The following is a 22,715-nucleotide window of genomic DNA, read 5'->3' as shown; positions in this document are numbered from 1 at the left end:
CGGTCGGCGTGTCCGGTGGGCGGAACGCCGGTACGCGCGCGGTGGGCGCTATGTCGTCCGGCGCCTCAGGGTCGCCGCTCCCACGGTCAGGACCAGCAGGGCGCAGCCCGCGACGATCGCGATGTCGCGGACGAAGGTGGCGGTCATGTCGGTGTGGAGGAGGACCTCGTTCATGCCGTCGACGGCGTAGGACATGGGGAGGACGTTCGAGATCGCTTCCAGGGCGGGGTGCATCTCGGGGCGCGGGGTGAACAGGCCGCAGAGGAGGAGCTGAGGGAAGATCACGGCCGGCATGAACTGGACAGCCTGGTACTCGGAGGAGGCGAAGGCCGAGACGAACAGGCCGAGGGCGGTGCCCAGCAGGGCGTCCAGGAGGGCGACGATCAGCAGGAGCCAGGGGGAGCCGGTGACGTCCAGGTCAAGGAACCAGACGGCCAGCCCCGTGGCGAGGGCGGACTGGATGATCGCCAGGGTGCCGAAGGCCAGGGCGTAGCCGGCGATGAGGTCTCCCTTGCCGAGGGGCATGGAGAGGAGGCGTTCCAGGGTGCCCGAGGTGCGTTCGCGCAGGGTCGCGATCGAGGTGACCAAGAACATCGTGATCAGCGGGAAGATACCGAGGAGCGAGGCGCCGATGGAGTCGAAGACGCGTGGGTTTCCGTCGAAGACATAGCGCAGCAGGAACAGCATCACGCACGGGATGAGGATCAGCAGGGCGATCGTGCGGGGGTCGTGGCCGAGCTGGCGGAGGACCCGGGCGGCCGTGGCGGTCGTACGGGAGTGGCTGAGGGCCCTGGGGCGGGGGCCCGTGGGGCCGGTGGGGGCGGTGGGGGCGCTGGGCACGGTCGTATTCGTGCTCGTGCTCGTGCTCGTGCTCGTGCTCGTGCTCGTGCTCGGCTTCGCGTCGCTGTTCGTCGGGGTGGTCATCGCGCCGGCTCCTTGTGGTGTGCGTCGGTTCCCGTGGTGACCGTGGTCGTCGCCGTGGCCTCGTCGACCAGGCGGAGGAAGGCCTCTTCGACGGTGTCCGCATGGGTGCGGGTGCGGAGGGCCTCGGGGGTGTCGTCGGCGAGGATCTCGCCCTCGCGCATGAGGAGGAGGCGGTGGCAGCGTTCGGCCTCGTCCATGACATGGGAGGAGATGAGGAGGGTGGCCCGGCGCTCGGCGGCGATGGTGTGGAAGAGGGACCACAGTTCGCGGCGGAGGACGGGGTCGAGGCCGACGGTGGGTTCGTCGAGGACCAGGAGTTCGGGGGTGCCGAGGAGGGCCACGGCCAGGGAGACGCGGCTGCGCTGGCCGCCGGAGAGGTTGCCGGCGAGGGCGTCGGCGTGGGTGGTGAGGGCCACGTCGGTGATGGCCCGGGTGACGTTCGCCCGGCGGCGGTCGGCGGCGGCGCGGCCGGGGTCGAGGATCGCGGCGAAGTAGGCGAGGTTCTGGCGGACGGTCAGGTCGTCGTAGACCGACGGGGCCTGGGTGACGTAGCCGATGCGGGAGCGGAGGGTGGCGTCGCCCGCGGGGTGGCCGAGGACGTTCAGGGTGCCGGTGACCTTGGCCTGGGTTCCGACGATCGCTCGCATCAGGGTCGACTTGCCGCAGCCCGACGGGCCGAGCAGGCCGGTGATCTGGCCCTGGGGGACGGCGAAGTCGAGGGCGCGGAGGACCGTGCGGGGGCCTCGGGCGACGGAGAGGTCGTGGGCCTGGACGGCGGGGGGCGGAGGGGAGGCGGCCGGGGTGGCCGATGGGGGTGGAGGCTCACCGGGCGAGTAATTCATCATGTGATGAATATTGCGCAGGACGGGTGGGGCGTCAAGGGAGGGTGCGGGGCGGGGGCACGGACGGGGCGCGCAGGGGGCGCCGGCGCTCGGAGGGGTGATCGGAGGGTGGGGTTCCGGGGGGGGTGCGCTTCCGTTGCGGGGTGATGATCGCCGAGAGGGGGTGTGACGGTTGCTCGCTTTGGGTGACAATTGGTTGCGGAGCGTGGTCGGCCGTAGGGCTGGTCGTAGGGCTGGTCGTAAAGCTGTCGGTCGCGCGATGTCGCCCGGGTGATGTGTGTGCCGCTGTGTGGCGGTCTCCCGTTGCGAGTTCTCGTGATCACCGTCGGGTTCGTCCCCTGACTGGGGGCTGCGCATCTCGTGCCGGGCATTCCTGTCGAACGTCTCGGCTGCCGGAGGTGTGTCTCTCGTGCGTAACGCCCCAGACCGATGTCGATCGTGGGCCCGGTGGCGAAGGGAGTTGGCCGGCTCGGTCGGGGTGTTTCTCGTGGCGTTGCCGCTGTGCGTCGGGGTCGCGGTGGCCTCGGGGGTGCCGGCGGAGCTGGGGCTGGTCACCGGGATCGTCGGGGGGCTGGTGGCCGGGGCCCTGCCGGGGAGCGGCCTGCGGGTGAGCGGCCCGACGGCCGGGTTGATCGTGCTGGTGTACGAGGCCGTGCGGGCGTACGGGTTACCGGTGCTGGGGGTGGTGGTGCTCGGGGCCGGGGTGGTGCAGCTGGGGTTGGGGGCGTTGCGGCTGGGGCTGTGGTTCCGGGCCGTGTCGGTGGCCGTGGTGCAGGGGATGTTCGCCGGGATCGGGCTGCTGCTGGTGGCGGGGCAGTCGTACGCCCTGGGGGATGTGGGCGTGCCCGCTGGTGGGGGGATCGAGAGGTTCGCGGGGCTCGGTTCGCTGCCCGGTGCCGTCGATCCCGTGGCGCTCGCGATCGGGGGTGCCACCGTGGGCGTACTCGTGCTGTGGCCTCGGTGGCGGTGGGGGGCGTGTCGGGTTCCGGCGCCGTTGGTGGCCGTCGGGGGTGCGGCCCTGGTGACCGGGGTGTTCGATCTGGGGGTGCGGCGGGTCGAGGCGCGGGGGCTGTGGGAGGCGGTGCGGGTGCCGTCGGACGATGACCTGGGGCTACTGGTGGAGGTCGGGGTGGTCGGGACCGTGCTCGCCCTCGCGCTGATCGCTTCCGCCGAGTCGTTGTTCTGCGCGGCGGCCGTGGATCAGCGGCAGGACGGTCGGAAGACCGACTACGACCGGGAGTTGGTCGCCCAGGGCGCCGGGAACGTGGTGTGCGGGGCGCTCGGGGCGCTGCCCATGACGGCACTGATGGTGCGGAGCGCGGGCGGGGGCGCCCCCTCCGGGGACATGGGCGCTCCCTCCGGGGAGATTCGGGCAGGCGTGCGAGCCAAGGCCGCGCGGGTGTTGCCCGGCGTGTGGCTGTTGCTGTTCGCCGCCCTGCTGCCCGGGGCGGTCGGCGTGGTTCCGGTCGCGGCGTGGGCCGGGCTACTGGTGCACATGGGATGTCGGCTCGTGCCCGTACGGGAGGTGCGGGTGCTGTGGCGGGGGCGGGATCGCGGCGAGTTGGTGGTGCTGGGGGTGACCGCCCTGACGATCGTGGTGTGGAGCCTGTTCGCGGGGGTGCTGGTGGGGCTCGCGGTGGCGGTGGCCAAGACCGCGTGGGACATCAGCCAGGTGCGGGTGGAGGTCGAGGACCGGGGGGACGCGGGGGTGGTGGTGCGGGTGGCCGGGAACGCGACGTTCTTGCGGTTGCCGAAGCTGCTGGACGCGTTGGAGGGAGTGCCTCGGGGGCGGGGGGTGCGGCTGGAGCTGGGCGGGCTGTGGCATGTGGACCATGCGTGCGGGGCGGCTTTGGAGGCCTGGGGGGCGAGGTGGGCCGTGGGGCGGGAGGACGGGACGGAGGACGGGACGGAGGGCGAGGCGGAGGGGCGGGGGGACAGGGCTTCGATGGTGTCGAAGAGGGTGGGTGGGTAGGAGGGGCGGTTTGCCGCGTACTGGGCTGCGGCCGTGTTGAAGGAGTGGGCTCGGGTGGTGTGGGAGGGGTGAGCGTGGGGATGGGGGTGGGAGGGTGTCATGGGGGACATCGTGGCTTGGTTGAGGGGGAGTCGGGGAGGGGGTGTCGCCCCCGCCGCCCCTACCCGTCCCATCCTCAAGGGGCTGTGCCCCTTTGCCCCCCTTGGGCGCCTAAGGGGCAAGGCCGTGAAGTTATGGGCTGATCGTCGGCGTCAAGATGTTGATGCTGAGGGTGGCTGTGTAGGTGCGTCGGTCGATATTGAGGCTTTTGTAGGCGTATCGGGACAGGGGTCGTTTCACTGCGCGGGGGCTGATGCGGAGGCGGCGGGCGGGCATGAGGTGTTCCAGGACGGTTCGGCCGATCGTCCCGACGAGGTCGATCGTGGTGCCGGCGATGATGCCCGCGGCCTGGACGATCTGGTCGCGGGCGCATCGCAGGGCAACGCTGAAGCTGGCCCGGTCCGGGTCTGTTCCGGGTGTGGCCCCGGTGGCGTCGGCGATAGCGATCCGCAGGGCCTGGTAGGCGCTCAGCAGGGCGTAGACCTCCTGGGCGATGCCGGGCGGAGTGGTGGAGCGCAGGACCCGCCGGCCCAGCATCGTTTTCTTGATCGCGAAGTAGGCGGACTCCACTTCCCACCGCTCGTGATACAGACTGACCAGGTCGGATGCCGGGTAGCGGTGGTGGTCCAGGAGGTTGGTGGCCAGCCGGTAGAGCCCGGTGCGGCGGCCCTGGCTGGTGGTGACGGTGATCTCGCATTCGATGATGCGGACCTCGAGGGCGCCGAAGCGGGAGAGGTGGGAGCCGTCGCCGAAGCGGGCCAGGACGGGAGGTTTGCGGGTGGCAGTGATGCGTGCGAGGAAGGAGGCTTCGGTGGCGGCGACGGCTGTCAGGAACGCGTTGCCCGAAAAGCCCCGGTCCAGCAGGACGATCATTCCGGCGTGCAGGGAGCGCATGAGCCGCCTGCCGTGTCCGGTCTCTCCCTGGGAGCGCGGTCCGAAGGCGGCATCCAGGATCGCCCGGGTGCCACAGGCCACCAGCGCGGTCAGGCAGATCTGCGGGTAGCCGGCAGTTCCGAACCGGTTGGACCCCTTGCCCAGACGGGCCCGGTGCGGCGGGCTGTCGGGAACGTCGAGGTAGGTGCCGTCGATCGCAACGGCCAGCAGGCCCTTGAAGCGGGCGCCGCGGGTGCGGATCACCGTGGCCGGCCCGCGCAGCAGATCGAACAGGGCCCGCATGGGCCGCACGCCCAGACGCCTGCGGGCGTCCCAGAGCCCCGCGCCGGTGATCTTCACGACCGGTATCGTCTCCAGCGCGGCGGTGAGCCTGCGCCAGACGGCCAGGTAGCCGCAGTCCTCGAACAGGGCCGCGGCCAGCAGCAGGTAGACCACCACCCGGGCGGGAATCTTCCGCAGCCGTTGCTGGACAGCACCGGTCTCGGCAAGGACCGCATCGACCATCTCGAACGGGATGATCCGGGTGAGTTCCCCCAGATGCCCCGGGGCGAACACGCCCTTGGCTACCGTGATTTCCCGCGTGATGACACACTGATCGGACAGCGGAGCCTCCGGTCCTGTGAACGGCTGTCTTGGTCGACTGCCAGTTCTACCGGGGCTCCGCTTCCCACGTTCCAAGAAGCCATAGAACCAGAGCGCACTTGCCAACGCTCCCAAAGCCCTAACTTCACGGCCTTGGCCTAAGGGGTCGGGGGTAGGGATGGGGGGCGGGTGTGGGTTCGATTGGGCTGGTCGCGCAGTTCCCCGCGCCCCTGAAAAGCGCGCGGTTCCCCGGCGGCCCTGAAGGACGCGCGGTTCCCCGCGCCCCTGAAAAGCGCGCGGTTCCCCGGCGCCCCTGAAGGACGCGTGGTTCCCCTCACCCCTGAAAAGCGCGCGGTTCCCCGGCCGCCCTGAAGGACGCGCGGTTCCGAGGGTTCCTTACGGGGCGCTTCGGTGGCGTTTTGCCGGGTTTTTCGTGCGCTTGGCTGTGCGGCGGGCGTGCTGGTCTCGGGCCGTGGTGTATTCCGCGCGGTGGAGGGACTCGGCCGGGGCCTCCTTCAGGGAGCGGAGGAAGTAGGCGGTCAGGGAGCCGAGGAAGCCGATGGTGAGGAGGCCGCGCAGGGAGGACTGGCGGGCCGGATCCGGGCGCTTGGTGAAGGAGCCCCAGGTGTGGCCGAAGGCCAGGGCGCTGCAGGTGGCGAACATGATGACGACCAGGATGTTGACGAAGCCGCCGACCGCGGCCAGTTGCAGGCCCTCGTAGGCCAGGCGCAGCACCAGGCAGGAGACGACCAGCGCGGCGAGCGAGCCGACGGTGACGGCCGCGCGGCGCGGCGTGTAATTACCGTCGTGGTTGAGCCAGGTCGTCCCGAAGAAGCGGATGGGTTCGGGGCGGGGGCCCGTGGGGGTCGCCCGGGGTGCCGCCGGGACGGCGTCGGGTGCCTGCGGCTCCTGCGACTGGGGCTGGGGCTGGGGCTGGGGCTCCTGCGGCTGGATTTCCGGCTCCCGCTTGCGTTCCCGCTCTCGCTCCCGATCCCGCTCCGCCTGCGTGTTCCTCGGTTTCTTGCTCACGGGTCGATTATTACTCCGGCTGTTGCGCCGGGATCGCTCCGGTCGTCCGGTCGGTTCTGGTGCCGGGGTGGGCGCGGCCTCGGGTGATACCCGGTGGCCGCGCCCGGCGCGGGGTGCCGATCTTCGCCCCGCGCTCGCCCACGCTCCCCGTACCGGGTCAGCCGCAGCGGCCCGCCACATAGCCGTCGCTGCCGGTGTAGACGTACGCGTCGGAGATGTACTGGCCGTCGTCGATGTTGTCCCAGACGTTGGTGGTGCCGTAGGGGCCGGAGATGGTCTGGCCCGGGGTCTGGCAGTAGATCGGCACCCTGGCGCCCTCGGGGAGGACGCGGACGACGCCGTAGCTGGTGCTCGGGCCGCTGCGGACGTTGAGGCGGACGCCCGGCGCGACCGAGTAGTAGCGGACTGCTGCCGTGACCGCCGCCGCCGTGGCGGTCGGCTCCCCCTCGCCGTCTCCCGTGATCTCTTCGGCATGCTCGACAGACATGGCTGAACTCCCCCCGTTTGAAACCCCGTTTGGTCCCCATGCAAGCCATGGGGACCCTTTGATACCCCTGAATCAGGACACACACACCTGTGCGTTTTTCGCACGGGAAGGCTAGCAAGCCGCCTCTGGCCCGTACGTGTCATCGACTAGGCTCCGAACGTCGCGCGAGCGGCCGAAACAGCACGGGGGTGGACCCATGGCACCGCAGCGGGGCACCGGGTCGGGAGCGGAAGCGGAACTTCCCGAGTACTCCGGTCAGTACCGTCTGGAGTCGTGTCTGGGTTCCGGTGGCATGGGTGTCGTGCATCTGGCCACCTCGACCTCGGGGCTGCGGCTCGCGGTGAAGGTCGTGCACGCCGAGTTCGCGAAGGACCCCGAGTTCAGAGGCCGTTTCCGGCAGGAGGTGGCCGCCGCCCGGCGGGTCAGCGGTGCCTTCACCGCGCCCGTGGTCGACGCCGACACCGACAGCCCCCGGCCCTGGATGGCCACCCTCTTCATTCCCGGCCCGACCCTCGCCGAGCACGTCAAGCGGAACGGGCCGATGCCACCGGCGCAGTTGCGGCGGCTCATGGCCGGACTCGCGGAGGCCCTGCGGGACATCCATCGCGCCGGTGTGGTGCACCGGGATCTCAAGCCCAGCAACGTGCTCCTCGCCGAGGACGGGCCCAAGGTCATCGACTTCGGGATCTCCCGGCCCAAGGACAGTGAACTGCGCACCGAGACGGGGAAGTTGATCGGCACACCGCCGTTCATGGCCCCCGAGCAGTTCCGGCGGCCGAGGGAGGTCGGGCCCGCCGCCGACATCTTCGCCCTCGGCTCGGTGACCGTGCACGCGGCCACCGGGCGCGGGCCCTTCGACTCCGACAGCCCCTACGTCGTCGCCTACCAGGTCGTCCACGACGAGCCGGACCTCACCGACGTACCCGCGAACCTCGCGCCGCTCGTGCGCGCCTGCCTCGCCAAGGAGCCCGAGGACCGGCCCACGGCGGACGAGCTGATGCGCGAACTCCGGTCCGTGGCCGCCTCGTACGACACCCAGAGCTTCGTACCGTCCCAGCGGGAGCGGGAGAGAGCGCGGGAGAAGGAGAAGGAGCGGGAAGGCGCGGGCTGGACGGCTTCCCCGGGGCGGGGTCAGACCGGCGTCGCCTTTCCCTCCGCCCCTGCCGCCTCCGCCCGTTCCACTGCCGCCGCCTCCGACGCGGGTACGGACACCGGAGCCGGAGCCGGGGGCGGAAACGGAAACGGCAGCGGAGACGGGAGCGCACACGGCGAAGGCACCGGCAGTGGCTCGGGGGTCGGTGGCGGCCGGGGCGGTGGGTGGCGGCGCAAGCGGGTCGTTCTGGCCGCCGCCTCGCTGGTGCTCGTCGCGGGTGGGGGGTTCGCCTCGGTGCGGGTGCTGGGGGGTGACGGTGGACAGGCGGACGGTGCTACGGCCACCCCGCGGGCCAGTGGTGCCGCGGTCGCCGCGCCCGCGCTCAAGGCCTGGGCCACCAGACCGGCGGCGAAGAAGAAGGGCGCGCCGCAGTGTTCGTACGGGGCGGGGAAGCTGTTGTGCCGGCAGCCGGGGCTGGTGTCCGCGCTGGATCCGGCGGACGGCACGGTGCTGTGGCGGCACACGGTCGACGGGGCCGGCGCGGTGGGCACGGGTGCCCCGCCCGTCGAGTCGGGTGGGCTGGTGCATGTGCTGACCGACCAGGACCGCCGGGTGCAGGCGCTCGACCCCGACACCGGCGAGGTGCGGTGGGAGCGGGACATCTCGGCGTACGGCAGCAGACGGTTCGTGGGCGGCACGCTGCTGCTGACCGCCGCCGACGGGACGGTCACCGGGCTGGACAGCGCCACCGGCGACCCGAAGTGGAGCCGGCGGATCCCGGGGCAGCCGCAGGCGTACTTCACGTCGTTCGACGGGGACCGGTCGGCGTATCTGGCGAACGTCACCGGCGAGGGGGCCGCGGCGCGGACCCGGATCACCGCGGTGGACCCGGAGACGGGGGACGTGCGGTGGGACGCCCGGCTGGACGGTCGGCTGGAGCCGGTGGGCGCCCAGGACAGTGCCCTGTACTTCGCGGAGATCGGCGGCGCCTACTCCGACACGGTCGCCGTGGTCCGTTACGCCCCCGGTACGGGCGGCGGGACCGGGAAGACGGTCCGGGTCGCGCTGCCCGTGCGGCTCGAACACATCCGCGCGGTGGTGCGGGGTGACGTCGTGTATCTGCTGAGCGGCGCGGGAGGTTCGCTGGCGGCCGTCGACATGGCGGCGCGCAAGCAGCTGTGGCGGACCGAGACGGGGGTCGCGCGGAGTTCGGCGCCGGTCGCCGACGACCAGCAGGTGTACTTCACCTCGTCCGACGGACGGCTGCTCGCGGTGGACGTACGGAAGGGCCGGATCAGCGGGGACACCCCGTCGCGGCTCGGGGACTCGGACCGGATCACGGCCTCGCTGCCCGAGCCCGTCCTCATCGACGGCCGCGTCTGCGCGGGCGCACTCGACGGAAGCGTCCTCGGACTGGACGGAAACGATCCGGCGGGCTGGTGACCCGCCGGATCGGAAACGCGTACGACCGCAGCCACGTGTACGACCTCGGCCACGACCTCGGCCACGGTGCTGCTGTGAGTGCTGTGGTGCGGTGCGGTGCGGTGACCCTCAGCCCAGCTTGCTGACGTCCCGCACCGCGCCCTTGTCGGCGCTGGTGGCCATCGCGGCGTAGGCGCGCAGCGCGGCCGACACCTTGCGCTCGCGGTTCTTCGGGGCGTAGACGCCGTTCAGGGCGGCCTCGCGGCGGGCCAGTTCGGCGTCGTCGACCAGCAGCTCGATCGAACGGTTCGGGATGTCGATACGGATGCGGTCGCCGTCCTCGACGAGCGCGATCGTGCCGCCGCCGGCCGCCTCGGGCGAGGCGTGGCCGATGGAGAGGCCGGAGGTGCCGCCGGAGAAGCGGCCGTCGGTGATCAGCGCGCAGACCTTGCCCAGGCCGCGGCCCTTGAGGTACGAGGTCGGGTAGAGCATCTCCTGCATGCCGGGGCCGCCCTTGGGGCCCTCATAGCGGATGACGACGACATCGCCCGCCTTGACCTGCTGGGTGAGGATCTTCTGCACGGCCTCCTCCTGCGACTCGCAGACGACCGCCGGACCCTCGAACTGCCAGATCGACTCGTCGACGCCGGCCGTCTTCACCACACAGCCGTCGACGGCGAGGTTCCCCTTCAGTACGGCGAGGCCGCCGTCCTTGGAGTAGGCGTGCTCGGCGGAGCGGATGCAGCCGCCCTCGGCGTCCTCGTCCAGGGTGTCCCAGCGCTCGGAGGTGGAGAAGGCCTCGGCGGAGCGGACGCAGCCGGGGGCCGCGTGCCACAGCTCGACGGCCTTCGGGGACGGGGAGCCGCCGCGCACGTCCCAGGTCTTCAGCCAGTCGGCGAGGGAGGCGCTGTGGACGGAGTACACGTCCTCGTTGAGCAGGCCCGCGCGGTGCAGTTCGCCCAGCAGGGCGGGGATGCCGCCGGCGCGGTGCACGTCCTCCATGTAGTACGTGCGGTCCTTGGCGACGTTCGGCGCGACCTTCGCGAGGCACGGGACGCGGCGCGAGACCGCGTTGATCTCGTCGAGGCCGAAGGGGACGCCCGCCTCCTGGGCGGCGGCCAGCAGGTGCAGGATCGTGTTGGTGGAGCCGCCCATGGCGATGTCGAGGGCCATGGCGTTCTCGAAGGCCGCGATCGAGGCGATGGCGCGCGGCAGAACCGTCTCGTCGTCCTGCTCGTAGTAGCGGCGGGTGATGTCCATGACCGTGTGGGCCGCGTCGATGTACAGCTGCTTACGGGCCGTGTGCGTGGCCAGGACCGAGCCGTTGCCCGGGAGGGAGAGGCCGATGGCCTCGGTCAGGCAGTTCATCGAGTTGGCGGTGAACATGCCGGAGCAGGAGCCGCAGGTCGGACAGGCGTTCTCCTCGATACGGAGGATGTCCTCGTCCGAGATCTTGTCGTTCACCGCGTCGGAGATCGCGTCGACCAGGTCGAGGGTGCGGACCGTGCCGTCGACGAGGGTGGCGCGGCCGGACTCCATGGGGCCGCCGGAGACGAAGACGGTCGGGATGTTGAGGCGGAGAGCCGCGTTCAGCATGCCCGGGGTGATCTTGTCGCAGTTGGAGATGCAGATCAGGGCGTCGGCGCAGTGGGCCTCGACCATGTACTCGACCGAGTCCGCGATGAGGTCGCGGGAGGGGAGGCTGTACAGCATCCCCCCGTGTCCCATCGCGATGCCGTCGTCGACGGCGATCGTGTTGAACTCCCGGGGGATGCCGCCGGCCTCGCGGATCGCCTCGCTGACGATGCGGCCCACCGGCTGGAGGTGGGTGTGGCCGGGCACGAACTCGGTGAAGGAGTTCGCGACCGCGATGATCGGCTTGCGGCCGATGTCCGCGCCCGGTACACCGGAGGCGCGCATAAGGGCGCGTGCGCCCGCCATGTTGCGGCCGTGGGTGACTGTGCGGGACCTCAGCTCGGGCATCGCGGGCGCTCCTTCAGAGACTGCGATCAGAGACTTGTGACTGAGTCGAGCGTACGCCCGTTGCGCCAAGGGTTGGACAGGTTGTCCGGAATGCGGGATGACTGTCTCGGTTTCCGGCTGCGGGTCGGTGGGGCTTCTCGCGCCCACGCGGCGGAGCCGCACATCGGTACAGCCCCGCGCCCCTAAAGACCGGGCCCGGTGAGGTGGGCCTGTACTACAGGCGCCACCCTTTTGATGATCTGCTCCGGGTCCGCCGATGCCAAGGGCTCGACCTTGATGACGTAGCGCAGCATCGCGATGCCCACCAGTTGCGCGGCGGCCAGCTCGGCCCTCAGCTCCGCGTCGGGGACGTCCAGCCGGTCGGCGATACGGCGCAGCACCTGGGTGACGATGATGCGGCGGAAGACGGCGGCGGCGGCCTCGTTGTTCACGGCGGAGCGGACGATCGCGAGCAGGGGCTTACGGGTCGCCGGGTTCTCCCAGACGCCGAAGATGAACCGGGTGAGCCGCTCCCCGACGCCGTCGAGGGGGCCCTCCTCGACCGTCCGGGGGGCCTCCATCGCCGGGGCGAAGGAGAGCGTGATCGCCGCCTCGAACACCTGTTCCTTGGTGCCGAAGTAGTGGTGCACCAGCGCCGAGTCCACCCCGGCGGCCTTGGCGATGCCGCGTACGGACGTCTTGTCATAGCCCCGCTCGGAGAACTCCTCGCGGGCCGCGGCGAGGATGCGGTCACGCGCGGCCGGGGTGTCGGCCGATTCCGTCCGGGAGGGCCGGCCCCGGCGGCGGGGGGTGGCCGGGGTCACGGCCGGGGCACCCGCACGGCGGAGGCGAGGTGCAGCCGGGTGAAGGCGAGGGCCTCCGCCAGGTCGGCCTCGCGCTCGGCGGCGGACATGGCGCGGCGGGTGTTGACCTCGATCACGACGTGACCGTCGAAACCGGTCCGGGCGAGACGTTCCAGCAGCTCGGCGCAGGGCTGGCTGCCGCGGCCCGGCACGAGGTGCTCGTCCTTGGCCGACCCCTTGCCGTCGGCCATGTGCACATGGCCGAGCCGGTCGCCCATGCGGTCGACCATCTCCAGGGCGTCGGTGCGGGAGGTCGCGGAGTGGCTGAGGTCGATCGTGAAGTGCCGGTAGTCGTCCTTCGTCACGTCCCAGTCGGGAGCGTAGGCGAGCATCTCGCGGTCGCGGTAGCGCCAGGGGAACATGTTCTCCACGGCGAACCGGACGTCCGTCTCGTTCGCCATCCGCCAGATCCCGGTGACGAAGTCGCGCGCGTACTGGCGCTGCCAGCGGAACGGGGGGTGCACGACGACCGTGCTCGCGCCGAGCTTCTCGGCGGCGGCCTGGGCGCGCTGGAGCTTGACCCACGGGTCGGTGGACCACACCCGCTGGGTGATCAGCAGACAGGGGGCGTGTACGGCGAGGATGGGGATCTGGTGGTAGTCGGAGAGCCGGCGCAAGGCTTCCAGGTCCTGGCTGACCGGGTCGGTCCAGACCATGACCTCCACGCCGTCGTACCCCAGACGCGCGGCGATCTCGAAGGCCGTGGCCGTCGACTCCGGATACACCGAGGCCGTGGACAGGGCGACCTTCGCATCCGGGATCCGTACGGGTTCTGCCACGCGGGACAGCCTAACGGGGTGGGCCGGGTGAGGTGGGTCCCGGGGGCCGTTGGCACGGGCGCCGTGGGGGTGCGGGCGCGTCGGCGACCGCGGGCCCGGTGGGACTTCTCGCGCGGTTCCCCGCGCCCCTGAAAGAGGCCTACGGCCCTTTCGGGACGAAAAGCACGGGGCGCAGCCCTGCTTTTCAGGGGCGCGGGGAACCGCGCGACCAGCCCCCACCCCACCCCACCCCACCCACCCGCACCCGCACCCGCACCCGACAACGCACCCCACGAACCGCACCCCTACGCCGTCCCCATGTGATCCAACCGCCGCAGAATCACACCCTCCCGCAACGCCCACGGGCAGATCTCCAGCGTCTCCACCTGGAACAGATCCATCGCCGCCTCAGCCACCAACGCCCCGGCGAGAAGCTGGTTGGCGCGGCCCTCGGAGACGCCGGGGAGCGCGGCGCGCTGTGCCGTGGTCATGCCGGCGAGCTTGGGCACCCAGGTCTCCAGCGCGTCGCGCTTGAGGTCGCGCTGGACGTAGAGCCCCTCGGTGGAGCGGGCGGCACCACCGATCCGGGCGAGCTGCTTGAACGTCTTGGACGTGGCGACGACATGGTCGGGGGCGCCGAACCGGCTGAACTCGCCGACCGTACGGGCGATCTGGGCCCGCACATGACGGCGCAGCGCCCGGACGTCGTCGGGGGTGGCGGGGTCGCCGGGGAGCCAGCCCGCGGTGAGGCGGCCGGCACCGAGCGGCAGCGAGACCGCCGCGTCGGGCTCCTCGTCGATGCCGTAGGCGATCTCCAGGGAGCCGCCGCCGATGTCGAGGACGAGGAGCTTGCCGGCCGACCAGCCGAACCAGCGGCGGACGGCGAGGAAGGTCAGCCGGGCCTCCTCCGCGCCGGTGAGGACCTGCAGCTCGACGCCGGTCTCGTCCTTGACGCGGGCGAGGACGTCATCGGCGTTGCTGGCCTCGCGCACGGCGGAGGTGGCGAACGGGAGGAGTTCCTCGACGCCCTTGTCCTCGGCGGCCTGGAGCGCCTCGTGGACGACGCCTATGAGTTTGTCGACCCCTTCGGGGCCGATGGCCCCGGCCTCGTCGAGGAGTTGGGCAAGGCGTAGTTCCACCTTGTGCGAGTGCGCGGGCAGGGGGCGCGCGCCGGGATGTGCGTCCACCACCAGCAGATGCACCGTGTTCGATCCCACGTCGAGGACACCGAGTCTCATGGGCGGAACGCTACTGCCAGCGGAGCCGGGCACCGTCCTCGATGTGGTCTCGGGCGCCGTACCCTGGTCTGGTGCCAAAGACGAAAAAGGCAAAGGCCGACAAGTCGGCAGCGGGAGCGACCGCTGCCGGTGGCTCTTCGCGGGCGAGGGCGGCGACCAAACCGTCCAAGTCGAGGACGAAGGACTCGGCGGAGTCCGCCGTGCCGGACGAGAAGGGGCTCGATTTCGCGCGCGCGTGGGTGGAGTTCCCCGATCCCGCGGACGACGAGCAGATCTTCCGCTGCGATCTGACCTGGCTGACCTCCCGCTGGAACTGCGTCTTCGGCAGCGGCTGCCAGGGCATCCAGCCGGGCCGCGCGGCCGACGGGTGCTGCAGTCTGGGCGCCCACTTCTCCGACGAGGACGACGAGAAACGCGTCGCCGGGCATGTGGCGAGGCTCACGCCGGAGATCTGGCAGTTCCACGACGTGGGCACGGAGACCGGCTGGGTCTCCAAGGACGAGGACGGCGACCGCCAGACCCGGCCGTACAAGGGGTCGTGCATCTTCCAGAACCGGCCCGGTTTCGCGGGGGGCGCCGGCTGTTCGCTGCACATCCTGGCGCTGAAGGAGGGCCGCGAGCCGCTGGAGACCAAGCCGGACGTCTGCTGGCAGCTGCCGATCCGCCGTACGTACGACTGGATCGACCGGCCCGACGACACGCGCGTGCTCCAGGTGTCGATCGGCGAGTACGACCGCCGCGGCTGGGGTCCGGGCGGCCACGATCTGCACTGGTGGTGCACCTCGGCGACGTCGGCGCACGGCGCGGGCGACCCGGTGTACGTCTCCTACCGCCCGGAGCTGACCGAGCTGATGGGCAAGGCCGGCTACGACCGCCTGGTCGAACTCTGCGAACAGCGACTGGCGTCCCGCTTGCCGCTGGTGGCACCGCATCCGGCGGATCCGGCGGATCCGGCGGATCCGACGGAATCGACGGAATCGACGGAATCGACGGAATCGACGGAATCGACGGAACAGTAAACCGCCTGGGGTCACCGCCCGCCCGACGACGACCCGCCCGGTCACCGGTCAGCCGGTCAGCCGGTCAGCCGGTCAGGAAGGCACGGAATCCGATCGGGCGGACCGTCTGTCCCCCTTCCCCACTCCCTCCCTCCCCCTGACTCCCCACTCACGCCCCTACGGGGCCGGTGGCGGGTCCCCTCCCCCGTCGCTCGGTGGGGGTGTCGGGCCCTGTGGGTCCGTGGGGGGCGGGTCGGTGGGGGGTGGGGTCGGGTCGGGCTGGGGTGGGGTCGTGGGGGTGGGGTCGGGGGCCGGGGGTGGGGCGGTGGGGTCCGGGTCGGGGGCCGGGGCCGGTGGGGTCGGGTCGGTGCCGGGCGGAGGCTGCGGTACCGGACCGGTGCCCTCGATCGTCACCACCGCGCCCGACGGGGCCAGCGACACCTGCGCCGTCCAGTACCCGGAGGGCTCGCTCAGCTGGTCGACGTACACCTTGATCGTCACCGACTCGCCGGGTTCCAGCGTGCCCGAGGACCGGCTGAGGTAGAGCCAGCCGGCGCCGGTGCGGGCGGACCAGCTCACCGGTGAGTCGCCGGTCGCCTTCAGGGTGATGAGGGTGGTGTCGCCGTCGTTCGCGGCGGCGACGGCGAGCGCGCCCCGACCCTTGCCCTGGGTGACCTCCACGGACACGTCGTCCGCCGCGTGCCTGCCCTTGCGGTGGCGGGCGCCGGGTTTGGTGCGGGCGTTCCCGGCGTTCTCGTACGCGTCGCCGCCGCTGCCGTCGCCGACGGTCCCGTCGCCGTCGCCCTGCTCCTCGCCCGCGCTGACCGAACGGCCGTCGCCGCCCTCGCCGATGAGGGGAGCACCCCGGTAGGCGGCCCAGAGGGCGAAGACGGGTGCGGCGACGACGGTGGCGACGACGGTCGTGGTGACGGCACGCGCGCGCAGCCGGTCGCGGCGGGCCGCGCGGTCCCTCGGGTCCATGGGGAAGCCGCGCCGGTCGAAGCGCGGGGCGCCGCCACGCGCGCGTGTGAGACGCGCGCGTGTGAGGTGCGCCATCGCCGGACCCAGGGCCGCGCGCGGGGCTTCGAGCACGGGCAGCGCGGCGGGGGTGACGGTGGTGCCGGGCCAGCGGCCGGGGACGGCGCGCTCGGCGGCGCGGCGGCAGACGGGGCAGTCGTCGACGTGCCGGACGAGTTCGCGGCGGAGGGTGGCGCTCAGGACGAGCTGGTGATCACCGGTGAGGAGGGCGACGCTCGGGCAGGCGCCGCTCTCGACGACAGCGAGGGCCGCCCGGGTGCGCTCCACCTCGCAGGCGGCGGAGGCGAGCAGTTCCCGTGCGGCGGCCTGGTCCATCCCCAGGACGTCGGCGACCTCGTGGGCGCCGAGCTGATGCCGGACGGCCAGCTCCAGCGCCTCGCGCTGCTCGGGTGTGGTGCCGGCGGCCTCCGGCCAGGCCAGCAGCGCGAGTTCACCTCCGCGCCGCTGTTCCTCGTCCTCGGCAAGGGCGGGGGCCCTGACGGCGTGCGCCCCCGGGCGTTTCTGCCGCGCCTCGGCGAGCTTGCGCAGACAGGCCCACCGGGCCAGCGCGTACAGCCAGGCCCGGCCGTCGCCGGCGTCGTCCGGGCCCCGCCGGCGCTCGGCGAGCGCGAGCACGTCCGCGAGCGCGGCGACCGCCGTGTCGTGGTCGCAGAGCACGGACATGCAGTAGGTGAACAGGCCGTCCAGGTACGGCTCGTAGCGAGCCGGCGTGCGTTGTGCCACCGCGCGCGCCGCCGCCCGATCGCGCGCCTCGCGGTGCGCCCGGTGTGCGCCGGTGGTGCGGGTCGAGGTTTCCGGACTGATGCTCATCATTCATGGACGGTAGGCGCCCGGAAGCAGCGCCTTCTCGCCCCTTCAGCACATTTACTCCGTACGGGTGAAACGATCCCTCATAAGGGGACAGGAACCCCGTGTTCCGCCGCGACCGCATCCAATGTTGTGCACTTTATTGACCGCAGCCATGGATAAGCCTACATTCCCAGGGTCCAAGTTACCTCCAGGTACGCCGAGTCAGGAGCCCCCCTTCCATGACCGCACGCACCCGCCGCCCCTCCGCCGCCCGCGCCCTCGCCGCCCTGGCCACGGCCGTGGTCCTCTCGCTGACCGGCGCCTCGGTGTCGACCGCCACCCCACTGGCGACCGCGCCCACCGTCGAGCGGCTCGACGGCACCCTCCCCGACGGCGCCACATGGATAGCGGACGTCCCCGAGAACTGGAACGGCACCCTCGTCGTCTTCAGCCACGGATTCGGTGTCAGGACGCCCCAGAACGCCCCCCGGGAGGCCGTACGCCTGCGCCTCCTCGAAGAGGGCTACGCGCTCACCGGCTCCTCCTACGACGTCAGCGAGACCCTCTGGGGCCTGGAGAGCGCGGAGCGCGACCAGGTCGCCACCATCGCGGCGGTCACCGAGAAGATCGGCGAACCCACCCGCACCCTCGCCATCGGCCAGTCCATGGGCGGGCTGGTCAACGCGCAGCTCGCCCGGTCCGGGGCCGGCGGGATCGACGGCGCCCTGGGCCTGTGCGGCCTCGTCGCCGGCGCCAACGACCTGCACGCCTACCAGCTCGACGCCGAGTACACGATCGCCCGGCTCCTGCTCCCCGACACCCCCGTGAAACTGGTGGACTTCGACTCCGAGGCCGAGAGTCTCACCACGGGTCAGCAGCTCACCGACGCCGTGGTCGCCGCGCAGCGGACCCCCGAGGGCCGCGCCCGTGTCGCCCTCGCCGCCGCCTACCTCAATCTGCCCGCCTGGGCCGTCGGCAAGGAGCGCCCCGCCGCGGACGACTGGGCGGAGCAGCAGGCCCAGCAGGCCTCCTGGCTGGTCCAAGGCATGCTCAACCGTGTCGAGCCCGCCCGCTACCACGTCGAGAAGGCCCTGGGCGGCAACAACTCCGGGAACAAGGGCATCGACTACGCCCGCCTGCTGTCCACGTCCCAGCACGCGCCCCTGGTCAAGGCCCTGTACCGGGAGGCGGGCCTCGACCTCCGGGCCGACCTGGGGAACCTGACCGCCCACGCGAAGATCGAGGCTGACCCGGCCGCGGTCGCCGCCGGGGAACGCACGTCCTCCGCCGGCCAGGGCCTCGCCGTCCCCCTCCTCGACATCCACACCACCGCCGACGACCTCGTCCCCGTCGAACAGGAGAACCGCTTCGCCGACCGCGTCCGCGCCTCCGGCGACGGCCACCTGTTGCGCCAGGCGTACGTCGAGCGGCAGGGCCACTGCGCCTTCACCACCGCCGAGACTGTCGCCGCCCTGCACGCCCTGGAATCCCGCCTGGACACGGGCCGCTGGGGCGCCTCCGCGACCCCGGCCGCCCTCCAGTCCGCCGCCGTCGCCCTCGGCCTCGACGGCGCGGCGTACATCCCGTACCACCCGGCGGAACTGACGATCGGGCGCCGGAAGTAGGGGACGAGGCAAAGGCAGACAGCGACGCCCGCGCCCCGTCAGGGGCGCGGGGCCGTATCGATGTGCGGCTCCGCCGCGTGGGCGCGAGCAACCACGACGGGCAGCACCCCGCCCACGGCGCAACACCCCTACGGCGAACAGGCGCTCACCTCCGCTCACCTCCCCCGAAGCCCCCGGCCGAGCACACGAAACCGGCCGACCGCCGGAGGCTGTCGGTGCGCCGCGCTACGGTTCGTGCATGGCCACCCGTACGAAGACCGCGAAGGACCGCCCGTCCTACCGCTGCACAGAGTGCGGCTGGCAGACGGCGAAGTGGCTCGGCCGCTGCCCCGAATGCCAGGCGTGGGGCACGGTCGAGGAGTACGGCACGCCCGCCGTCCGTACGACGGCCCCCGGCCGGGTCACCACCTCCGCCGTCCCCATCGGCCAGGTCGACGGCCGCCAGGCCACCGCCCGCTCCACCGGCGTCCCCGAGCTGGACCGGGTCCTCGGCGGCGGCCTGGTCCCCGGCGCCGTCGTCCTCCTCGCGGGCGAGCCGGGCGTGGGCAAGTCCACGCTCCTCCTCGACGCCGCCGCCAAGTCCGCGAGCGCCGAGCACCCGACCCTCTATGTCACCGGCGAGGAGTCCGCGAGCCAGGTCCGGCTGCGCGCCGACCGCATCAACGCCCTGCACGACCACCTCTACCTGGCCGCCGAGACCGACCTCGCCGCCGTCCTCGGCCACTTGGACGCGGTCAAACCGGGCCTCCTGATCCTCGACTCGGTCCAGACCGTCGCCTCCCCGGAGATCGACGGCGCCCCCGGCGGCATGGCCCAGGTCCGCGAGGTCGCCGGCGCCCTGATCCGCGCCTCCAAGGAACGCGGCATGTCCACGCTGCTCGTGGGCCATGTCACCAAGGACGGCGCGATCGCGGGCCCCCGCCTCCTGGAACACCTCGTCGACGTCGTCCTGCACTTCGAGGGCGACCGGCACGCCCGGCTCCGCCTGGTCCGCGGCGTCAAGAACCGCTACGGCGCCACCGACGAGGTCGGCTGCTTCGAGCTGCACGACGAGGGCATCACCGGCCTCACCGACCCCAGCGGCCTCTTCCTCACCCGCCGCGACGAACCCGTCCCCGGCACCTGCCTCACCGTCACCCTGGAGGGCCGCCGCCCGCTGGTCGCGGAAGTGCAGTCGCTCACAGTCGACTCGCAGCTCCCCTCCCCCCGCCGCACCACGTCCGGCCTGGAGACCTCCCGCGTCTCGATGATGCTCGCCGTCCTGGAGCAGCGCGGCCGGATCAGCGCCCTCGGCAAGCGGGACATCTACTCGGCGACGGTCGGCGGCGTGAAGCTCTCGGAGCCCGCCGCGGACCTCGCGATCGCGCTGGCCCTGGCGTCCGCGGCGACCGACACCCCGCTGCCCAAGAACCTCGTGGCGATCGGTGAAGTGGGCCTCGCGGGCGAGGTCAGAAGGGTCACCGGGGTCCAGCGCCGCCTCTCCGAGGCACACCGTCTCGGCTTCACGCACGCCCTCGTCCCGACCGATCCCGGCAAGGTTCCGCCGGGCATGAAGGTCCTGGAAGTGGCCGACATGGGAGACGCTCTGCGGGTACTGCCCCGATCGCGTCGGCGAGAGGCCCCACGGGACGAGGAGGACCGCCGGTAGACTTTGCCCAGGTCTCGCCCGTCCGTACGAACCACGTGTGCGAAACGGGAGCGCCCACAGAACCTGCGACCGGAGGAGTGCAGTGGCAGCCAACGACCGGGCAGCAGCTCCCGGAAAGTCCGGTGGGAGCTCCGGTGCCGATGGCCTGATGCGCGCCTCACTGAGCGCCGTGGCCCCAGGCACGGCCCTGCGCGACGGGCTTGAACGAATTCTCCGCGGCAACACCGGCGGACTCATCGTGCTGGGCTCCGACAAGACCGTCGAAGCCATGTGTACGGGCGGTTTCGTCCTGGATGTCGAGTTCACGGACACGCGACTGCGTGAACTGTGCAAGCTGGACGGCGGCATCGTGCTGTCCTCGGACCTGTCCAAGATCCTCCGGGCGGGCGTCCAGCTGGTCCCCGACCCGACGATCCCCACCGAGGAGACCGGCACCCGGCACCGCACGGCCGACCGCGTCAGTAAACAGGTCGGCTTCCCGGTCGTCTCCGTCTCCCAGTCGATGCGCCTGATCGCGCTCTACGTCGACGGACACCGGCGCGTCCTGGAGGACTCGGCGGCGATCCTGTCCCGCGCGAACCAGGCCCTGGCGACCCTGGAGCGGTACAAGCTCCGTCTGGACGAGGTGGCGGGCACCCTGTCCGCGCTGGAGATCGAGGACCTGGTGACGGTCCGGGACGTCTCGGCGGTCGCCCAGCGACTGGAGATGGTCCGCCGCATCGCCACCGAAATCGCCGAATACGTGGTCGAACTGGGCACGGACGGCCGCCTGCTGGCCCTCCAGCTCGACGAGCTGATCGCGGGCGTCGAACCGGAACGCGAACTGGTGGTCCGCGACTACGTCCCGGAACCCACGGCCAAGCGCTCCCGCACGGTCGACGAGGCCCTCCACGAACTCGACGCCCTGACCCACGCGGAGCTCCTCGAACTCCCCACGGTCGCCCGCGCCCTCGGCTACACCGGTTCCCCCGAGGGCATGGACTCCGCGGTCTCCCCCCGGGGCTTCCGCCTCCTCGCCAAGGTCCCCCGCCTCCCGGGCGCCATCATCGACCGCCTCGTCGAACACTTCGGCGGCCTCCAGAAGCTCCTCGCCGCCAGCGTCGACGACCTCCAGACCGTCGACGGAGTGGGCGAGGCCCGCGCCCGCAGCGTCCGCGAGGGCCTGTCCCGCCTGGCGGAGTCGTCGATCCTGGAGAGGTACGTCTGAACCGCCACCCCTGCTGAAAGCCTGAAGGAGGGCCGCAGGCCCGTTCTTTCAGGCTTTCAGGGGCGCGGCCCTCCTCCGGCCTTCAGGGGCGCGGCCCTACCCCGTCAGTCCTTCTCCAGCACGAACGACGTCCGGGCCGTCGCCAGCCCCGGCGCCTTCGCCTCCACGAGATACGTCCCCGCGACGGCCGAACCCGCCGACGGAGTGGCACAGTTGGGCGCGCTCGCGTCCCGGTTCCACTCCACGGTGTAGGTGACCCGATCCCCGGCCGGCACCCTGAACAGCAGACTCCCCGCAGTCTCATGGCAGTCGTCCGACGCCCAGAACGCGTCGTCCCCGTCGGCCGCCGTGATCGTCACCACCGTGTTGTCCGGCCCGAGATCGAGCTTGCAGTCCCCGCCGGAGGAGTTCCGCGCGATGAGTTCGAACGTGGGGTTCACCCCGGGCTCATAGGCGTTCCGCACACTGCGCACGGTCAACTTCACAGCCCCGGCGGCGCAGTTGGGCAGACTGGACCCCGCCGGCACCTGCTCACCGGAACTGCTCCCGTTCTTGCCCCCGTCGTCCGACGTACCACCACCCGCGGCCCCGGGCGCACCACCGGCCCCCTCGGACCCGCCACCCGAACCCGAGCCGGAACCCGACCCCGAACCGGACCCGTCGCCGTCACCGCCCGCACTCGACTCGTCGCCCGACTCGTCCCGCCCGCCCGGCGCTTCACTGATCGCGGGCCCGGAACCGGACGGCCCGGGAGTGATCGAGGGCGCGGGATTCTTTCCGTCGGACCCGCCCGCGTTGTTGTCACCGTTCCCACCGCCGCCGGCGACGACCCACACGATCAGGATCGCGAGCAGACCGAGAACGGTCAGCAGAATGGCCCTCCGTCGCCAGTAGATGGTGGAGGGAAGCGGCCCGATCGGATTGCGCAGAGATCCCACGGCGCAAACTGTACGAGAGATCCGGCCCTTCCCAGGCCCCACCCGCCGCCCGAAACCCCAACTTTTCCGGATCATCATTCCGGTCGTTCCCGACACCGCCCCGACCGGGCGCCCCATGATCGCGGTACGTGATCGTAGCGGCCGTACGAGCACGTTCCGTGACCGGAACAGGACGACGCGGACAGCACCAACTCCCGGGCACCGCGCACCCGTTCAGAAAACACATTCACGGAACCCCCCTACAGGGACCCTCCACCCCTCCACGGTCGGCAGCCACCGACCACCCTCGTCGTCCCCCGGCCCCACC

At 71.9% G+C, this 22,715-nt stretch carries 17 protein-coding genes; 6 read left to right on the top strand and 11 right to left on the bottom strand.

Translation table 11 applies throughout. From position 1 onward, the window contains the following. Window positions 1-48: 48 nt before the first annotated feature. Both F9278_RS29330 and F9278_RS29325 read right to left on the bottom strand, forming a co-directional pair. A complete protein-coding gene (locus tag F9278_RS29330) occupies window positions 49-924 on the bottom strand; it encodes an ABC transporter permease (RefSeq protein WP_226967011.1) in 876 nt (291 codons plus the stop codon). Further along, complete coding sequence (locus F9278_RS29325; protein ID WP_152171003.1) at window positions 921-1,769, bottom strand: ABC transporter ATP-binding protein; 849 nt, start codon at window positions 1,767-1,769, stop codon at window positions 921-923. The genes F9278_RS29330 and F9278_RS29325 overlap by 4 nt, the downstream gene beginning before the upstream one ends. 406 nt (window positions 1,770-2,175) lie before the next feature. On the opposite strand from F9278_RS29325, the gene F9278_RS29320 reads away from it, so the two are divergent. Next, a complete protein-coding gene (locus F9278_RS29320; protein WP_193241692.1) occupies window positions 2,176-3,738 on the top strand; it encodes a SulP family inorganic anion transporter in 1,563 nt (520 codons plus the stop codon). 231 nt (window positions 3,739-3,969) lie between these two features. Here F9278_RS29320 and F9278_RS29310 read toward each other — a convergent pair whose 3' ends face one another. The 3 genes from F9278_RS29310 to F9278_RS29300 all read right to left on the bottom strand — a co-directional run bounded on the left by F9278_RS29310 (window position 3,970) and on the right by F9278_RS29300 (window position 6,829). After that, window positions 3,970-5,286, bottom strand: a complete 1,317-nt coding sequence (locus F9278_RS29310) for an IS4 family transposase (RefSeq protein WP_193241414.1) — start codon at window positions 5,284-5,286, stop codon at window positions 3,970-3,972. Between the two features lie 423 nt (window positions 5,287-5,709). Beyond that, complete coding sequence (locus F9278_RS29305; RefSeq protein WP_152174202.1) at window positions 5,710-6,267, bottom strand: EamA/RhaT family transporter; 558 nt, start codon at window positions 6,265-6,267, stop codon at window positions 5,710-5,712. Window positions 6,268-6,499: 232 nt separating this feature from the next. Then, complete coding sequence (locus tag F9278_RS29300) at window positions 6,500-6,829, bottom strand: SH3 domain-containing protein (RefSeq protein WP_152171001.1); 330 nt, start codon at window positions 6,827-6,829, stop codon at window positions 6,500-6,502. A gap of 196 nt (window positions 6,830-7,025) precedes the next feature. Here F9278_RS29300 and F9278_RS29295 point away from each other — a divergent pair, with 196 nt between their 5' ends. Continuing rightward, the gene (locus F9278_RS29295) at window positions 7,026-9,365 is read left to right on the top strand and encodes a serine/threonine-protein kinase (RefSeq protein WP_152171000.1); all 2,340 of its coding nucleotides are present in this window, start codon (window positions 7,026-7,028) and stop codon (window positions 9,363-9,365) included. A 108-nt stretch (window positions 9,366-9,473) separates the two neighbouring features. On the opposite strand, the gene ilvD is transcribed toward F9278_RS29295, so the two are convergent. The 4 genes from ilvD to F9278_RS29275 all read right to left on the bottom strand — a co-directional run bounded on the left by ilvD (window position 9,474) and on the right by F9278_RS29275 (window position 14,165). Beyond that, the gene (ilvD, locus tag F9278_RS29290; protein ID WP_152170999.1) at window positions 9,474-11,327 is read right to left on the bottom strand and encodes a dihydroxy-acid dehydratase; all 1,854 of its coding nucleotides are present in this window, start codon (window positions 11,325-11,327) and stop codon (window positions 9,474-9,476) included. Window positions 11,328-11,509: 182 nt separating this feature from the next. Beyond that, complete coding sequence (locus tag F9278_RS29285) at window positions 11,510-12,130, bottom strand: TetR/AcrR family transcriptional regulator (RefSeq protein ID WP_152170998.1); 621 nt, start codon at window positions 12,128-12,130, stop codon at window positions 11,510-11,512. Then, window positions 12,127-12,948, bottom strand: a complete 822-nt coding sequence (locus F9278_RS29280) for a sugar phosphate isomerase/epimerase family protein (protein WP_152170997.1) — start codon at window positions 12,946-12,948, stop codon at window positions 12,127-12,129. Before F9278_RS29280 ends, F9278_RS29285 begins: the two co-directional genes overlap by 4 nt. A gap of 284 nt (window positions 12,949-13,232) precedes the next feature. Then, a complete protein-coding gene (locus F9278_RS29275; RefSeq protein ID WP_152170996.1) occupies window positions 13,233-14,165 on the bottom strand; it encodes a Ppx/GppA phosphatase family protein in 933 nt (310 codons plus the stop codon). Between the two features lie 71 nt (window positions 14,166-14,236). On the opposite strand from F9278_RS29275, the gene F9278_RS29270 reads away from it, so the two are divergent. Further along, complete coding sequence (locus F9278_RS29270; protein WP_152170995.1) at window positions 14,237-15,184, top strand: hypothetical protein; 948 nt, start codon at window positions 14,237-14,239, stop codon at window positions 15,182-15,184. Between the two features lie 156 nt (window positions 15,185-15,340). Here F9278_RS29270 and F9278_RS29265 read toward each other — a convergent pair whose 3' ends face one another. Beyond that, the gene (locus tag F9278_RS29265; RefSeq protein WP_152170994.1) at window positions 15,341-17,014 is read right to left on the bottom strand and encodes a BACON domain-containing protein; all 1,674 of its coding nucleotides are present in this window, start codon (window positions 17,012-17,014) and stop codon (window positions 15,341-15,343) included. A gap of 215 nt (window positions 17,015-17,229) precedes the next feature. On the opposite strand from F9278_RS29265, the gene F9278_RS29260 reads away from it, so the two are divergent. From F9278_RS29260 to disA, 3 genes are all read left to right on the top strand, one after another. After that, on the top strand, window positions 17,230-18,615 hold the full coding sequence (locus tag F9278_RS29260) for an alpha/beta hydrolase (RefSeq protein WP_152170993.1): 1,386 nt from the start codon (window positions 17,230-17,232) through the stop codon (window positions 18,613-18,615). Between the two features lie 238 nt (window positions 18,616-18,853). Continuing rightward, window positions 18,854-20,263: a DNA repair protein RadA gene (gene radA, locus F9278_RS29255; RefSeq protein WP_152170992.1), complete on the top strand. Its 1,410-nt coding sequence runs from the start codon at window positions 18,854-18,856 to the stop codon at window positions 20,261-20,263. A gap of 82 nt (window positions 20,264-20,345) precedes the next feature. Further along, the gene (disA, locus tag F9278_RS29250) at window positions 20,346-21,470 is read left to right on the top strand and encodes a DNA integrity scanning diadenylate cyclase DisA (RefSeq protein WP_152170991.1); all 1,125 of its coding nucleotides are present in this window, start codon (window positions 20,346-20,348) and stop codon (window positions 21,468-21,470) included. 104 nt (window positions 21,471-21,574) lie between these two features. Here the strand turns inward: disA and F9278_RS29245 are convergent, their stop codons facing one another. After that, the gene (locus F9278_RS29245) at window positions 21,575-22,408 is read right to left on the bottom strand and encodes a hypothetical protein (protein WP_152170990.1); all 834 of its coding nucleotides are present in this window, start codon (window positions 22,406-22,408) and stop codon (window positions 21,575-21,577) included. Between the last annotated feature and the right edge of the window lie 307 nt (window positions 22,409-22,715).

Source organism: Streptomyces phaeolivaceus (assembly GCF_009184865.1).
In the GTDB taxonomy this organism is placed as follows: domain Bacteria; phylum Actinomycetota; class Actinomycetes; order Streptomycetales; family Streptomycetaceae; genus Streptomyces; species Streptomyces phaeolivaceus.
The sequence above is the reverse complement of the archived record's forward strand: the minus strand, read 5'-3'. Positions and strand labels throughout refer to the sequence as shown.

Coding starts and splice junctions, on each gene's coding strand:
- F9278_RS29265 (WP_152170994.1), bottom strand. CDS start 17,014: ATGATGAGCATCAGTCCGGAAACCTCGACCCGCACCACCGGCGCACAC.
- F9278_RS29300 (WP_152171001.1), bottom strand. CDS start 6,829: ATGTCTGTCGAGCATGCCGAAGAGATCACGGGAGACGGCGAGGGGGAG.
- ilvD (WP_152170999.1), bottom strand. CDS start 11,327: ATGCCCGAGCTGAGGTCCCGCACAGTCACCCACGGCCGCAACATGGCG.
- F9278_RS29325 (WP_152171003.1), bottom strand. CDS start 1,769: ATGATGAATTACTCGCCCGGTGAGCCTCCACCCCCATCGGCCACCCCG.
- radA (WP_152170992.1), top strand. CDS start 18,854: ATGGCCACCCGTACGAAGACCGCGAAGGACCGCCCGTCCTACCGCTGC.
- F9278_RS29330 (WP_226967011.1), bottom strand. CDS start 924: ATGACCACCCCGACGAACAGCGACGCGAAGCCGAGCACGAGCACGAGC.
- F9278_RS29260 (WP_152170993.1), top strand. CDS start 17,230: ATGACCGCACGCACCCGCCGCCCCTCCGCCGCCCGCGCCCTCGCCGCC.
- F9278_RS29295 (WP_152171000.1), top strand. CDS start 7,026: ATGGCACCGCAGCGGGGCACCGGGTCGGGAGCGGAAGCGGAACTTCCC.
- F9278_RS29275 (WP_152170996.1), bottom strand. CDS start 14,165: ATGAGACTCGGTGTCCTCGACGTGGGATCGAACACGGTGCATCTGCTG.